The 14,404-nt window shown below is 68.2% G+C and carries 11 protein-coding genes and 2 tRNA genes; 7 read left to right on the forward strand and 6 right to left on the reverse strand.

The genetic code is table 11. From position 1 onward, the window contains the following. The first annotated feature begins 159 nt into the window (after positions 1-159). A complete protein-coding gene (gene cmrA / locus AC2VOR_RS14290) occupies positions 160-966 on the forward strand; it encodes a mycolate reductase (RefSeq protein ID WP_369737819.1) in 807 nt (268 codons plus the stop codon). A 33-nt stretch (positions 967-999) separates the two neighbouring features. On the opposite strand, the gene AC2VOR_RS14295 is transcribed toward cmrA, so the two are convergent. Then, complete coding sequence (locus tag AC2VOR_RS14295) at positions 1,000-2,529, reverse strand: helicase HerA-like domain-containing protein (protein ID WP_369737817.1); 1,530 nt, start codon at positions 2,527-2,529, stop codon at positions 1,000-1,002. Between the two features lie 100 nt (positions 2,530-2,629). On the opposite strand from AC2VOR_RS14295, the gene orn reads away from it, so the two are divergent. Both orn and AC2VOR_RS14305 read left to right on the forward strand, forming a co-directional pair. Then, on the forward strand, positions 2,630-3,277 hold the full coding sequence (orn, locus tag AC2VOR_RS14300; RefSeq protein WP_369737815.1) for an oligoribonuclease: 648 nt from the start codon (positions 2,630-2,632) through the stop codon (positions 3,275-3,277). A 51-nt stretch (positions 3,278-3,328) separates the two neighbouring features. Then, positions 3,329-3,404: transfer RNA gene (locus AC2VOR_RS14305), tRNA-His, on the forward strand. 87 nt (positions 3,405-3,491) lie between these two features. On the opposite strand, the gene AC2VOR_RS14310 is transcribed toward AC2VOR_RS14305, so the two are convergent. Beyond that, positions 3,492-4,688: a L,D-transpeptidase gene (locus AC2VOR_RS14310; protein ID WP_369737813.1), complete on the reverse strand. Its 1,197-nt coding sequence runs from the start codon at positions 4,686-4,688 to the stop codon at positions 3,492-3,494. Between the two features lie 261 nt (positions 4,689-4,949). Between AC2VOR_RS14310 and AC2VOR_RS14315 the strand changes: the two genes are divergently transcribed. The 3 genes from AC2VOR_RS14315 to AC2VOR_RS14325 all read left to right on the forward strand — a co-directional run bounded on the left by AC2VOR_RS14315 (position 4,950) and on the right by AC2VOR_RS14325 (position 9,350). After that, positions 4,950-5,025: transfer RNA gene (locus AC2VOR_RS14315), tRNA-Lys, on the forward strand. A 728-nt stretch (positions 5,026-5,753) separates the two neighbouring features. Continuing rightward, the gene (locus AC2VOR_RS14320) at positions 5,754-7,535 is read left to right on the forward strand and encodes an SLC13 family permease (protein ID WP_369737811.1); all 1,782 of its coding nucleotides are present in this window, start codon (positions 5,754-5,756) and stop codon (positions 7,533-7,535) included. 129 nt (positions 7,536-7,664) lie between these two features. Continuing rightward, positions 7,665-9,350, forward strand: a complete 1,686-nt coding sequence (locus AC2VOR_RS14325; protein WP_369737809.1) for a DUF3556 domain-containing protein — start codon at positions 7,665-7,667, stop codon at positions 9,348-9,350. Here the strand turns inward: AC2VOR_RS14325 and AC2VOR_RS14330 are convergent. Beyond that, entirely contained in the window at positions 9,337-9,564 is a 228-nt protein-coding gene (locus tag AC2VOR_RS14330) for a DUF3618 domain-containing protein (protein WP_486963988.1), read from the reverse strand. The genes AC2VOR_RS14325 and AC2VOR_RS14330 overlap by 14 nt on opposite strands. Before the next feature lie 96 nt (positions 9,565-9,660). On the opposite strand from AC2VOR_RS14330, the gene bcp reads away from it, so the two are divergent. Continuing rightward, a complete protein-coding gene (bcp, locus tag AC2VOR_RS14335; RefSeq protein ID WP_369737807.1) occupies positions 9,661-10,134 on the forward strand; it encodes a thioredoxin-dependent thiol peroxidase in 474 nt (157 codons plus the stop codon). Here the strand turns inward: bcp and AC2VOR_RS14340 are convergent, their stop codons facing one another. From AC2VOR_RS14340 to AC2VOR_RS14350, 3 genes are all read right to left on the reverse strand, one after another. Continuing rightward, positions 10,135-11,469, reverse strand: a complete 1,335-nt coding sequence (locus AC2VOR_RS14340; RefSeq protein ID WP_486963986.1) for a M20/M25/M40 family metallo-hydrolase — start codon at positions 11,467-11,469, stop codon at positions 10,135-10,137. Between the two features lie 95 nt (positions 11,470-11,564). Next, complete coding sequence (gene acpS / locus AC2VOR_RS14345; RefSeq protein WP_369737805.1) at positions 11,565-11,957, reverse strand: holo-ACP synthase AcpS; 393 nt, start codon at positions 11,955-11,957, stop codon at positions 11,565-11,567. 28 nt (positions 11,958-11,985) lie between these two features. Further along, a partial coding sequence (locus tag AC2VOR_RS14350; protein WP_486963987.1) for a beta-ketoacyl synthase N-terminal-like domain-containing protein occupies positions 11,986-14,404 on the reverse strand: 2,419 nt, incomplete at its 5' end.

Genomic DNA, 14,404 nt, shown 5'->3' on the forward strand with positions numbered 1-14,404 from the left:
CCGCGAGCACTTCAAGACCGCGATCTACTTCCACCTCGGCGGGCTCCAGCTCTATCCGGCCATCCCATGACCCACGGAGTTCCCAGAAGAGCCCCAATTTGAACGGGCAGGTGACCCGCCGCGCCCGGCTCCGCCGCGCTCGCTGACTACCATTGGCCCATGCCGGTACCCGCCCCCAGCTCCGACGCGCGCGCGGTCGTCACCGGGGCCTCGCAGAACATCGGTGCGGCGCTGGCCACCGAACTCGCGGCGCGCGGATACAGCCTGATCATCACCGCCCGACGCGAGCAACTGCTCAACGAGCTGGCGGCCCGCCTGGCCGACCGGTACCGCGTTGCCGTCGACGTCCGGCCCGCCGACCTCGCCGACCCCACGGACCGGGCGAAGCTGTGCGACGAACTCGCCGCCCGCCCCGTCTCCATCCTGTGCGCCAACGCCGGCACCGCGACTTTCGGTCCGATCACAAAGCTCGACCCGGCGGGCGAGAAGGCGCAGGTCCAGCTGAATGCGGTGGCAGTGCACGACCTCACCCTGGCCGTGCTGCCCGGCATGGTGGCGCGCAGGGCCGGCGGCATCTTGATTTCCGGTTCGGCGGCGGGCAACTCGCCGATTCCCTACAACGCGACCTATGCCGCCACCAAGGCGTTCGCGAACACGTTCAGCGAATCGTTGCGCGGCGAGCTCCGCGGCTCCGGTGTGCATGTGACGCTGCTGGCTCCGGGCCCGGTGCGCACCGATCTGCCCGACGACGCCGAGGCGTCGCTGGTCGAAAGGCTGGTGCCCGACTTCTTGTGGATCTCCACCGAACACACCGCCCAGGCCGCGCTGGATGCGTTGGAACGCAACAAGATGCGCATCGTCCCGGGACTGACATCCAAGGCCATGTCGGTGGCCAGCGGGTACGCCCCCCGGGCCATCGTCGCGCCCATCGTCGGCAGCTTTTACAAGAAGCTGGGCGGCGGGTAGCGAGCGCCGCGCTCGCGACGAGCCCGGCCATCCTTATCTCCCTTTGCGACGGCCGGTGCCGAACCTGGCTCTGATGAGCTCGCGGATCCCGGTGTTCACGGCGCTTTGCACTTCCGGATCGTGCCACAGCTTTGCCAGTAAGCCAGACCGCTCCGGCTCGAAGGGCTCCGGCATCGGCGGAACCGGTTCGTCCGACGGGCTCGAGGGGTAGCCGGAGCGGGCGTGCGGCGGCTGCGGCTCTCGTTGCACTGTCTTGCCGTACTTGTCCTGCAGCGGACTGGATTTGGCCGCCGCGGCGATCGCGTCGGTACCGATCGCGGCCATCAGCGATCGGGGTGCGCGCAAGCGCGTCCATGCCACCGGTGTCGGTGCGCCCTTCTCCGACAACACGGTGACGACGGCCTCGCCGATCCCCAGCGACGTCAACGCCGACTCCAGTTCGTAGACATCGGTTTTGGGATACGTGCGGACGGTCCTGCTGAGTGCCTGCTGGTCGTCGGGGGTGAACGCCCGCAGCGCGTGCTGGATGCGCGCGCCGAGTTGGGACAGCACGTCGTTGGGCACGTCCGTGGGCAACTGGGTGCAGAAGAACACCCCGACGCCCTTGGAGCGGATCAGCTTGACGGTTTGCTCGACCTGATCGAGGAACGCCTTGGAGGCGTCGGTGAAGAGCAGGTGCGCCTCGTCGAAGAAGAAGACCAGCTTCGGCTTGTCCACATCACCGACCTCGTCCAGTTCGGCGAACAACTCGGCGAGCAGCCACATCAGGAAGGTGGAGAAGATGACCGGGCGCAACGATTGACCGCCGAACTCCAGCAACGAGATGATGCCGCGGCCCTGGGCGTCGACACGCAGCAGGTCGTGCGGGTCGAGCTTCGGCTCGCCGAAGAAGGTGTCACCGCCCTCCCCGGCAAGATTCACCAGCGCCCGCAGGATGACGCCCGCCGTCGTCGACGAGACCCCGCCCAAATCTTTCAGGTCGGCCTTGCCCTCGTCGCCGGCCAGGTGGCTGATCACGCCGCGCAGATCGTCCAGGGTGACCAGCGGACGGTCGGCCTGCTTGGCCCAATGAAAAATCAGCCCGAGCGTCGATTCCTGGGTGGCGTTGAGCCCCAGCACTTTCGACAACAGGACCGGGCCGAAACCGGCAACGGTCGCCCGCAGCGGTACACCGACGCCACCAGTACCCAGCGACAGAAACTCCACCGGGAACGCCGCCGGCTCCCAGTCGTCGCCGGTGTCTTTGGCCCGCGCGGCCGTCTTTTCGTTGGCCTCCCCCGCTCGCGACAGACCCGAGAGGTCGCCTTTCACATCGGCCATCAGCACGGCCACGCCCGCGGCGCTGAGCTGTTCGGCGATCAGCTGCAGCGTCTTGGTCTTGCCGGCTCCGGTCGCCCCCGCCACCAGACCGTGCCTGTTGACCGTGGCCAGCGGGATGCGGATCCGCGCGGCCGGGTCGGCGACGCCGTCGACGACGACGCTGCCCAGTTCCAGGGCCCGGCCCTCGACGGTGTAGCCGGCGGCGATGCGTTGGGCCGGTGTCGCCGCTGATTCGGTGCTCATGTGCTGCGCCCTCTTCCCGATCGTTACCCGTTCGGCAAACTCACCCTACTTGTCAGGGGGACGCAGGGGCGACGGCTCGCGTGCGCCTACGCTGAGCGCTGTGGTGGACGAATTGGTGTGGATTGACTGCGAGATGACCGGACTGGACCTGCGTTCGGACAAGCTGATCGAGATCGCGGTACTGGTCACCGACCCCGACCTGAACATCCTGGGCGAGGGCGTCGACGTCGTCATCCACGCCGACGACGCCGCGCTGTCGTCGATGATCGACGTCGTCGCCGACATGCACGCGCGCTCCGGGCTCACCGACGAGGTGAAAGCGTCCACCATCGACCTGGCCACCGCCGAGGCGATCGTGATGGACTACATCGGCAACCACGTCAGACAACCGAGGAGCGCGCCGCTGGCGGGCAATTCCATCGCCACCGACCGCTCCTTCATCGCCCGCGACATGCCCGCACTGGACTCGTTCCTGCACTACCGGATGATCGACGTGAGTTCGATCAAGGAACTCTGCCGGCGCTGGTACCCACGCATCTACTTCGGCCAGCCGGAGAAGGGCCTGGCCCACCGGGCACTGGCCGACATTCACGAATCCATCCGGGAGTTGCAGTACTACCGCCGGACCGCCTTCGTTTCGCCGCCGGGCCCCTCTACCAGCGAAATCGAGGCGGTCGCCGCCCACCTTGCGAACAAAAGCGACCCACCGGAACCAAACGATTCGGCCCCCGGGCCAACGACCGGCTAGTATCGACGTCGCCGTTCGTTGGCCCCGGTCCGGGGCCGGCCCGGCGGCATGGTGAGTGTAGTTCAGTTGGTAGAGCACCAGGTTGTGATCCTGGGGGTCGCGGGTTCGAGTCCCGTCACTCACCCCACCGGTCAGAGGTGGTATTCAGCCCCTCTGACCTTGTGCATCGCGGATTCCCGGTGGGCCAGGTCCGGCCCCGTGCCGCGCGGCTGCGTCAGGTGTTGGCGTTGCCGGCCTTCCACACCGGCCACGGGATGTTCCAGTCGCCCAAGCCCTCGGTGCCCGACAGCGTCGGGCCCACCGTGTTGACGACCTCGACGATGTCGCCGCGCTTGACGTGGCCGTAGAACCATTCGGCGTTGGCGGGACTGACGTTGAGGCAGCCGTGGCTGGTGTTGCTGTGGCCCTGCGCGCCGACCGACCACGGCGCGGAGTGCACGAACACGCCGCTGTAGGACATCTGCGTGGCCCAGTCGACTTCCGTGCGATATCCGTTGGGCGAGTTGACGGGCACCCCGTAGGTCGAGGAGTCCATGATGATGTGCTTGAACCGCGAGCCGACGATGTAGATGCCGTTGGCCGTCGGGGTGCTGTCCTTGCCCATCGACGTCGGCATGGTTTTCACGACCTCGCCGTTGACGCGCACGGTGATCATCTTGGTGCTGTCGTCGGCGGTCGCGACGACCTCGTCACCGATGGTGAAGTGCGTCTTGACGTTGTCCTCGCCGAACATACCGTCGCCCAGATCGACGCCGTAGGTGTTGACCGTCACGTCGACGGTGGTCCCGGGCTTCCAGAAATGCTCTGGGCGCCAACGCACCTCGCGGTTGGTCAGCCAGTAGAACGCGCCTTCGACCGGCGGTTCGGTGGTGATGGTGATGGCCCTCTGCGCCGCGGCACGGTTCGCGATGTTCTCGTCGAAACGGATCGCCACCGGCTCGCCGATGCCCACCACCTCGCCGTCGCCCGGATAGACGTAAGGCATGGTCAGGTGGGCGGGGGAACTGGTCTGGAAGGTCATCTGCCGGCTCGCAGCGCCACCGAGGCCCAGCGCCTTGGCGGTCAGCGTGTAACGCCGGTTGTAGCCGAGTTGCTCGGTGGTCGCCCAGTGCAGGCCGTCGGGGCTGAGCCGGCCGCTGATGGACCTGCCGTTCTCGTTGACCATGGTGACCGACGCGAGCACCCCGTCGGCGACGGTCACCGTCACCGGCGTGTCCACGGTGACGCCGACGGCACCGTCGCTCACCGAGGCGGTGAGCTTGGGGACCAGCAGATCGGCGAACGGGGTGCCCTTGTCGACGATGACGTTCGGCGGCGCCGCCCGGTGGTCGGCGCTGCAGGAGACGCCGAACACAGCAATCGCGACGGCCAGCACAGCCAGCCACGATCGGCGTATCGGCAAAGCCGCCATCGAGTGACCTTTCACATCGTCCTGCCTGCTCCGGTCACCACTGACCCGCATGGTTGGAAGCATTTTACGGGGTTTGCCGACGCCGCCGTGACGAGCCGCAGACGGCGATTTCGGACACAAGTCGGTCACCGAGGGGGCTCGTCGCGGGGCTGGGGCGACGCCGGGGACCGCCGCCGTTGCGCTATCCTGGGAGCATCCGGCAATTTCGTCCTGCGGCGGGATGCCTGTTATTGTCGCAAACGCGGTCGAGACCGACCGAAAGCGCCGTTAGCTCAGTTGGTAGAGCAGCTGACTCTTAATCAGCGGGTCCGGGGTTCGAAACCCTGACGGCGCACCATTGAAAACCCCTGCTCCGGAGGGGTTTTTTGCATCTGCGGGAGCCGCTCCGGATGCCCTGCCGGCGACAGGACACCTGGGTTTTTCCGCAGCTGCGTAACCGCGCCGCCGGGCCCGGGAAGGCCGGGGTTCAACCCCGTGAACGGCCAGATGGCGGCTTTCGGCATCACGCCCGGTCAGATCCGTGAGGGCGCCCGATCGCGCATGGCTGCCCGTCGGGGGTCGCATCTGCTACGCCTGCGCCGGCCCCCTCCCCCACCGACGCCGGTGGAATCAGCGAACGCCGCGCCACCGCAGATGCCATCACCTGCATGGTGGGCGGAAAACGGAGACGGACTCCTACACGAGCGAATTCGCCCGAGAAATAACGGGATTCACGGTGACGGGAACCAGGATGACCCACCGAACCGGCCATCCCACGGCGGACCCTGGTTGCACGATCGACGAAACCTATTCGGGGCCGCTGACTTACGATTTCAGCGCGGATGCAGTACGACGCCTCTCTCCGGCGGAGGCCACCACGACCTGGACGACGACCGAATAGCAAGGACCTTCCGGTGGCGCCGCCCGAGTGCGGTGGGGCGTCCCGGTGATGCGACGACACCGTCCGCAGCGCATCGGTTAGATTGACTCAGTTACTGGCCTAACCGAGGCTGAGCAAACCGGGAGACGGCGTAAAGCGGGACGGCGTAGACCCTCCCGCGCGAGCGGGCAAAAGGGGCAGCGATCATGACTGCGGATGCCTGGATCACCCTCGCGGTGGTCATCGTGGCGATAGTCCTGCTCGTGCGAGACCGGTTCAATCCCCCTCTGGTCATGGGCGGCGCGGTGTTGACCCTCTATCTGGCGGGGGTCGTGGACCAGGGCCAAGTTCTCGGAGGCTTCGCCAACGAGTCGCTGGCCGTGGTCGCCGCGCTCTACGTCGTTGCCGGGGCGGCGGATGTCACCGGCGCCTTCGAGGGCGCGACCTCGCGACTGCTCGGCAGGGGCACGCGAGTCCAAACCCGCCGAGAGCTCTTGCGGACGTGCGCACCGTCTGCGGCGGCGTCCGCCTTCATCGCCAACACCCCACTGGTGGCAATGCTCGCCCCTCGGGTGATCCGCTGGTGTCGACGCACCGGACGATCGCCGTCGCACTACCTGATGCCATTGAGCTACGCGATCATGCTGGGCGGTTCGACGACGATGATCGGGACCTCGACCAACCTGTTCGTCAACGATCTCATCGGCAAGGCGGGCCTCGGCAGGTTGAGCCTGTTCTCGGTCACCGGAATCGGATTGCCCCTCGCCATCGCCGGAGTCGCCCTCCTCGTGATGCTGGGCCCGCACCTGCTCCCCAAACGTCCCACACCCGGCGACAGCCTGGCCGGCACCGAACGCGAGTTCACCGTGGAGATGACGATCCCCCACAACAGTGAGCTGGCCGGTGCCACCGTCGCCGAAGCGGGCCTGCGCAACCTCGAAGGCGTTTTCCTCGTGGAAGTCGAGCGCCGGAACAGGGTCATCGCGGCGATCGGACCCGACGAGCTACTGGCCGTCGGGGACCGGTTGGTCTTCGTCGGAAACCTTGCGCGCGTGCTGGATCTGCAGCGCATGTCGGGGCTGGTCTCCTCGGAGGCCCGCCACTTCGACCATCTGGCCCGCAATCCGCAGCGTCAGTTCGTCGAAGCAGTGATCGGTGCGGGCTCGCCGCTGGCCGGGTCGAGTCTCAAAGCGGCCGGGTTTCGCCGCCGCTACGGGTCGGCGGTCGTCGCGATCCATCGGGCCAGCGAGCAGCTGAAGGGCAAACTCGGCGAGGTGCGTCTCCGGGCCGGAGACGTCCTGCTGGTATTGGCGGGGCCCGACTTCAGCCAGCGCTTTCACCAGCACCGCGACTTCGCCATCGTGGCCCCGCTGAACTGGGACAGGCCGATTCGGCGCGAGCACGCCGGTGCCGTGGAGCTGAGCATCGTCGCGCTCGTCGTCGTGGCCGGTACGGGGCTCCTGAGCCTGTTGCAGGTGTCGCTGCTGGTCGCGTTCGGGCTGGTCGTAGCCCGGATCGTGACGGTCGAGGACGCGCGCCGGTCGATCGACCTCAACGTCTTGGTCCTGATGGCGACGAGTTTCGCGCTCGGACACGCGGTCGAGAGCAGCGGGCTCGCCCACAAGCTGGCACACACGGTCGTCGGCGCCGCGGCGCCGCTGGGCGCCTACGGCCTACTCGCGGCCGTCCTGGCGGCCACGATGCTGGTGACCGAGGTGATCTCGCACGCCGCCGCGGCCGCGCTCATGTTTCCCATCGCCATCGCGATCGCCGAGCAGGTGGGGCTGAACGCCTTGCCGTTCGCCGTGGTCGTGATGTTCGGGGCGACCCAGTCGTTCCTGACGCCCATCGGCTACCAGACCAACACCATCGTGTGGGCGATGGGCGGCTACCGGTACACCGACTTCATGCGGCTTGGCGCGCCCCTGACCGTCCTGTTGCTGATTGCGACCCCGTTGCTGGTGCCGATTTTTTTCCCGTTCCACTGAATCGTTCGGGCGCGAGAAGACCGGCAAAGCCGGACTTCACCAGCGGGCCCGTCATATTCCCTACTCAGCGCCGTTCGTGAGCTGTAGTTTCTTCCTCACACTCACCGCGAGCGCTGCCGAGGAGCCGCAATGGGTTTCATCCAGCCCAACCTGCCCGTCGTCGACATGGCCGAGTGGAGCAAGGCCCCGCGCGCCCAGCGGATCATGCCGATGGCACGCCACATCGCGCAGAACGGGTTCGGCACCCCGCTGGTGATGCACCTGATGTACGGGGTGAAGATCGCGCTGTATGTCCTGAGCGCGTGGGCTTTCGCGTGGTCGACGCGGGGCATCGACGGCTTCACGAACGTCACGGCGTGGTGGACGGAGCCGATCGTCTTCGAGAAGGCCGTGCTGTTCACCATGCTGTTCGAGGTCGTCGGCCTCGGCTGCTGCTTCGGGCCGCTGGCCGGGCGCTACTTCCCGCCGATCGGTTCGATCCTGTACTGGCTGCGCCCCGGCACCATCCGGTTGCCGCCCTGGCCGGGCCGGGTTCCGCTGACCAAGGGCACCACCAGGACCGCGTTCGACGCCTCACTCTACGGCGCCCTGCTGGTGCTGCTGGCGATCGCGCTGGTGTCCGACGGCACCGGCCCAATTCCCGCGCTGGGAACCGTGATTGGTGTGCTGCCGCAGTGGCAGGTCTTCGCGGTGCTGGCCGTTCTGGCCGCGATCAGCCTGCGCGACAAGGTCATCTTCCTGGCCGCACGCGGTGAGGTCTACGGACCGCTGGCGCTGGTGTTCTTGTTCACCGGGGCCGACATCGTCGTCGGCGCCAAGGTCGTGTTCATGGTGATCTGGATCGGCGCGGCGACATCCAAGCTCACCCGGCACTTCCCGTTCGTGATCTCGACCATGCTGGCGAACAACCCGCTTCTTCCCAGCGGCGTTCTCAAGCGGTCGTTGTTCAGACACTATCCGGATGACCTGCGCCCAAGTGCGTTGGCCGGGTTCATCGCCCACTTCTCGACCGCGGTGGAAGGCCTGGTGCCGCTGGTGCTTTTCTTCTCCCGCGGCGGCTGGCCGACCGCGATCGCATCGTTCGTCATGATCGTCTTCCACCTCAACATCTTGCTGGCCTTTCCGATGGGGGTGCCGCTGGAGTGGAACGTGTTCATGATCTTCGGGGTGCTGTGGCTGTTCGTCGCGCTCATCGCCGGCACCGTCGTCGTCGGGAATCTCTTCCCCCGCAAGGTTTCCTTCCTGCCCGGCATGCGCTACTACGCCGGCAACTGGGATACCACGCTGTGGTGCGTCAAGCCGTCGGTCGACGAGAAGTTCCGCACCGGCTCGCGGGCCCTGGGCCCCATGCAGCACCTGCAACTCGAGCGGCTGTACGGCAGCAAAGAGGACACCCTGATTCCCCTTCACCTCGCGCTGGCATTCCGCGGCATGAACACCCACGGGCGCGCGTTGCTCACCCTGGCGCATCGCGCGATGGCCGGCTACGACGAGGACGACTACAACCTGTGCGAGGGAGAGGTCCTCTGCTCCATGGTGCTCGGCTGGAACTTCGGCGACGGGCACATGCACAACGAGTGCCTCATCGGGGCGCTACAGCAGCGGTGCGGATTCGAGCCGGGCGACGTGCGGGTGGTGATCCTGGACGCCCAGCCCATCCACCTGCAGCGGCAGGAATACCGGCTGGTCGACGCCGCGACCGGCGAGTTCGAACGTGGCTACGTCGACGTCGCCGACATGGCCGGTGCCCAGCCTTGGGCCGACGACATTCCGATTCACGTCCAGCCGAGCGCGGGCGCCGTCAGCGATTCCTGACCCGGTGCACCAACACCACGACGATGAGCGTGCCGGCGCCCGCCAGTGACACCATCACCGCCGGCTTGGTGACGAATTCGATCGCCCGGGCCTTGATGTCGTCCGCGAGCCGGCGGGGGTTGGCGCGCTCGGCGAGCGAATCGACGGTGGCCGCAAGCTGGTCACGCGCGCGGTCGATCTCCTGCTTGATGACCTCGGGATCCCGGTCCGCCACGTCTCTGTCCTCCAAGTCCGCTTGGTGCACGTCAGGCACTACCCTAGATCAGCTGGCGCCGATGCCGACGCGGCGGTGAACAGAAAGGGAAGAACCTTGACCGAGACCATTCGGCTGGCGCCGGGTGACAAAGCGCCCGCCTTCAGCCTGCCCGACGCCGACGGCAACAAGGTGTCGCTGGCCGATTACAAAGGACGCCGCGTCATCGTGTACTTCTACCCGGCCGCCGCGACGCCGGGATGCACCAAACAGGCCTGCGACTTCCGCGACAGCCTGCGCGAGCTCAACGAGGCCGGCCTCGACGTCGTCGGGATCTCACCCGACAAGCCGGAGAAGCTGGCGAAGTTCCGGGACGCCGAGAAGCTGACGTTCCCGTTGCTGTCCGATCCCGACCGCAAGGTGTTGACCGCCTGGGGCGCCTACGGCGAAAAGCAGATGTACGGCAAGACCGTGCAAGGCGTGATCCGGTCCACCTTCGTCGTCGACGAGAAGGGGAAGATCGCCGTCGCGCAGTACAACGTCAAAGCCACCGGCCACGTCGCCAAGCTGCGCCGCGACCTTTCGGTCTGATCAGGCCAGGTTCGCCAGCAGCAGCGCCTCGGCGATCGCCGCGCGTTCCAGCACGCCAAGATGCAGGCTCTCGTTTACGCTGTGCGCCTGGGTACCGGGGTCCTCGACGCCGGTCACCAGAATCTTGGCCCGTGGAAACGCCGCGGCGAACTCGGCGATGAACGGGATCGAGCCGCCCATGCCCATGTCGATGGGGTCGGCGCCCCAGGCCTGCCGGAACGCCGCCCGCGCGGTGTCATAGACGGGGCCGGTGGCGTCGATCGCGTACGGCTCGCCCTTGTCGCCGGGCGTGACGCTGACGCGGGCGCCCCACGGGGTATGCCGCTGCAGGTGGGCGGTCAATGCGTCCAGGTGCGCCGCGGCGTCGCCGCCGGGGGCGACTCGCATGCTGATCTTGGCCCGGGCCCGCGGGATGAGGGTGTTCGAGGCCGCCGCGACCGGTGTGGTGTCGATGCCGATCACCGTGATGGCGGGTTTGGCCCACATCCGCTGCGGCACCGAGCCCGAGCCGATCTCGGACACGCCGTCCAGCAGACCCGAGTCGGCGCGGACGCGCTCGGCGGGGAAGTCGGGATAGTTCAGCCCGGCGACATCGGTTTCGTGCAGGCCCTTCACGGCCACGTTGCCGTCGTCGTCGTGCAGGCTGGCCAGCAGCCGCACCAGCACGCTGAGCGCGTCGGGAACCACGCCGCCCCACAGCCCGGAGTGCAGCCCGTGGTCGAGGGTGGCGACCTCCACCACGCAGTCGACCAGCCCGCGCAGCGACACCGTCAGTGACGGGGCCTCGGTGCTCCAGTTGTCGGAGTCCGCGATCACGATCACGTCGGCGGCCAGCGCCTCGCGGTGGGCGGCCAGCAGGGCGCCAAGCGACGGCGACCCGGACTCCTCCTCGCCCTCGACGAAGACCGTCACCCCCACGGGCGGCTGCCCGCCGTGCGCCCGGAACGCCGCCAGATGCGTTGCGATGCCGGCCTTGTCGTCGGCGCTGCCGCGCCCGTAGAGCCGGCCGTCGCGCTCGGTCGGCGCGAAAGGCGGCGAGACCCACTGGCTTTCGTCCCCTTCGGGCTGCACATCGTGGTGGGCGTAGAGCAACACCGTCGGGGCGCCGGGCGGGGCCGGATGCCGGGCGATGACGGCCGGCGCGCCACCCTCGCTGACGATGCGCACGTCGCCGAACCCGGCCTGCGACAGCAGATCCGCCACCGCGTGCGCGCTGCGGTGCACCTCGGGCCGCCGCGCGGGGTCGGCCCACACGGACTCGATGCGCACCAGGTCCTCGAGATCGCGCCGCACCGACGGCAACACGTCGCGGACGCGCTCGACAAGACCGCCCATGGTCTCCCCTTTCTCCGCTTTCTCCGCGCGAGCGTGCGCAGAATGCCGCTCATCATCGGCGTGTCGCGTACAAACACGCACACTCGCGGTTGAGGTTACGGAATCTCCAGGATGGCGACCGCGGCCGCGGTGTCGCCCTCGTGGGTCAGCGACACGTGGATCGTGACGTCGGTCAGGTGCTTGGCGATGTCGCCGGTCAGCCGCACCCGCGGCCGTCCCCACATGTCGGTGACCACCTCGATGTCGCGGTGGATGGCCTCCGGCAACACCGGCCGCTGGGCGAACCGCGACCCCGACCAGGCCTTGATCACCGCCTCCTTGGCCGCCCAGCGGGCCGCCAGGTGCCGTGCCGCCGACGAACTCTTGTCCGAGGCGTCGCGACGCTCGCCCGGGGTGAAGGTCTCCGAGAAGATCGTTCCGGGCTGGTCGACCTGCTCGGCGAAATCAGGAATGGAAACCAGGTCGATCCCCACTCCGACGATGCCCATGGATCGCCAGGCTAACGGATCGGGCGGGTCATCCCGCGGACACCTGGTATGCCCCGTCCCTACCCAGCCGGGCGGCCGGATCCAGGAGCATCGCCGCCTCCTGGCGTTTCTCCGGTGCGTCGTGGTCGAAGCGGCGGTCCGGCGGTCGCTGGTACATCGGCTCGCCGCCGGCGATGGCCGAGACCAGCCGACGCTGGCCGGCCAGCAGGCGGGCGTCCGCGCGACGCTGGTAGTCGGCGCGCTGCCCGGGATCCAGCGACGCGATGAACGCCTGCGGGTGCACCAGCGCCACCAGGCCGGATACGTGCCCGAAGCCCAGGCTGGTCAGCATGCCGGCCTTGAGCGGGAACTTCTCGCCGAGCCGCAGCGTGTCGCGCACCCACACGAAGTGTGCGGAGCCGGCCAGCTCCTCGTCGACGCAGTCCAGGCTGCGGTTGGGCGGGATCACCCCGTCGCGCAGCATCTGGCACAGGCCCATCATCTGGAACACCGCAGCGCCGCCCTTGGCGTGCCCGGTCAGGTTCTTCTGCGACACCACGAACAGCGGCGCGCCCGGTGAGCGGCCCAGCGAGTCCGCCAGCCGCTCGTGCAGCTCGGTCTCGTTGGGATCGTTGGCCAGCGTAGAGGTGTCATGCTTGGAGATCACCGCGACGTCGTCAGCGCCCACGCCCAGCTTGGCCAGCGCACGCGCCAGCGGGGAGTGCTTGCCGCCGCGGCCTGCGCCCAGTGCGCCCAGCCCCGGCGCCGGGATCGAGGTGTGCACCCCGTCGCCGAACGACTGCGCGTAAGCCACCACCGCCAGCACCGGCAACCCCATCTTCAGGGCCAAGTCACCGCGGGCCAGCAGGATGGTCCCACCGCCCTGAGCCTCCACGAAGCCCAGCCGGCGCCGGTCGTTGGGGCGGGAGAACTTCGAGTCGGCGATGCCGCGGCCGCGCATCATCGCGGTGTCGGCGGTGGCCGCCATGTCGCCGAAGCCGATGATGGCCTCCAACGTCAGGTCGTCCAAACCACCGGACACCACCAGTTCGGCCTTGCCCAGCCGGATCTTGTCGACGCCCTCCTCGACCGACACCGCGGCCGTCGCGCACGCGGCGACCGGGTGGATCATCGACCCGTAACTGCCAATGTAGGACTGAACCACGTGTGCGGCAACAACATTCGGCAGAACTTCCTGCAAGATGTCGTTGGGCTTGCTGCGGCCCAGCAGGTTGCCGTGATACATCGTCTGCATCGACGTCATGCCGCCCATGCCCGTGCCCTGGGTGCTGGCCACCAGGCTGGGGTGGACATAACGCATGACCTCGGCCGGGCTGAATCCGGCGCTCAGGAACGCGTCGACCGTCGCGACGATGTTCCACAGGGCCACCCGGTCGATGGAACTGGCCATGTCCTGGCTGATTCCCCACACCGTCGGGTCGAACCCGGTCGGGATCTGCGCGCCGACGGTCCGCGACAGCTTGGTCTTTCGCGGCACCCGAATCTCGGTGCCCGCCTTGCGGATCACCTGCCAGTCGGTGGAGTCGGGAACGGGCCGCACGACCGTGTGCTCGGGGTCGAACTCGGCGAAGGCGCGGGCGTCGGCCTCCGAGGAGACGACGAAGGAGAAGTCCTTGTCCAGGAACACCGACACCAGCAGCGGCGAGGCGTGGTCGGGGTCGATCGCGCCGTCGTCGACGAACTCGCGGATGCCGCAACGCTGTACGACGGCGTCGTGATAGCGCTCGACGAGCTCGGCCTCGTCGATCAGCTCACCCGTCTCGGTGTCGTACCAACCCGGCTTGGGGTCGTCTTCCCAGCGGATCAGGCCGGTCGTCCAGGCCAGCTCGAGGACGCCGGCCGCCGACAGCTCGCCCGCGACCTCCATCTCGAAGCGGGTGCGCGACGAGCCGTACGGGCCGAGTTCGGCACCGCCGACGATGACCACCAGGTCGGCCGGGTCGACGTCGAGGTCATCCCAGTGCGGGGGCGGCGCCGGAGTGAATCCGCGCGGCGGGGACGGCAGCGCGGCGATGGTGTGCGCGGACTGCCCGGTCTCGGCCTCCTCGGGCGGCGCGGCCTGCTCGCGCGTCCTGGCGGCCAGCTCGGCCATGTCCAGTTCCACCTCGCCGAGTCCGCCCGTCAGGTCGACCTTCATGGGCGAATGCGCCGCCGCCACCTTGGATTCCACATCGCACAGGTCCAGCAGCATCGCGGCCATCTCGTCGGTGGAGTACGTGGTGACGCCGGCCTCCTCAACCGCGGTGACGATGGCGTCGTTGTGGCCCATCAGCCCGGTGCCGCGGGTCCAGCCGATCAGCGCATGCGCCAGGCTGACCCGCTGCGACCACGACGACTCCGCGTGCCACCGGGACACCACGGCGTCCAGCGCGGACTTGGCTTCGCCGTAGGCGCCGTCGCCGCCGAACATGCCGCGGTTGGGTGAGCCGGGCAGCACCACGTGCAGC

It is taken from the genome of Mycobacterium sp. TH-M103, assembly GCF_057473785.1.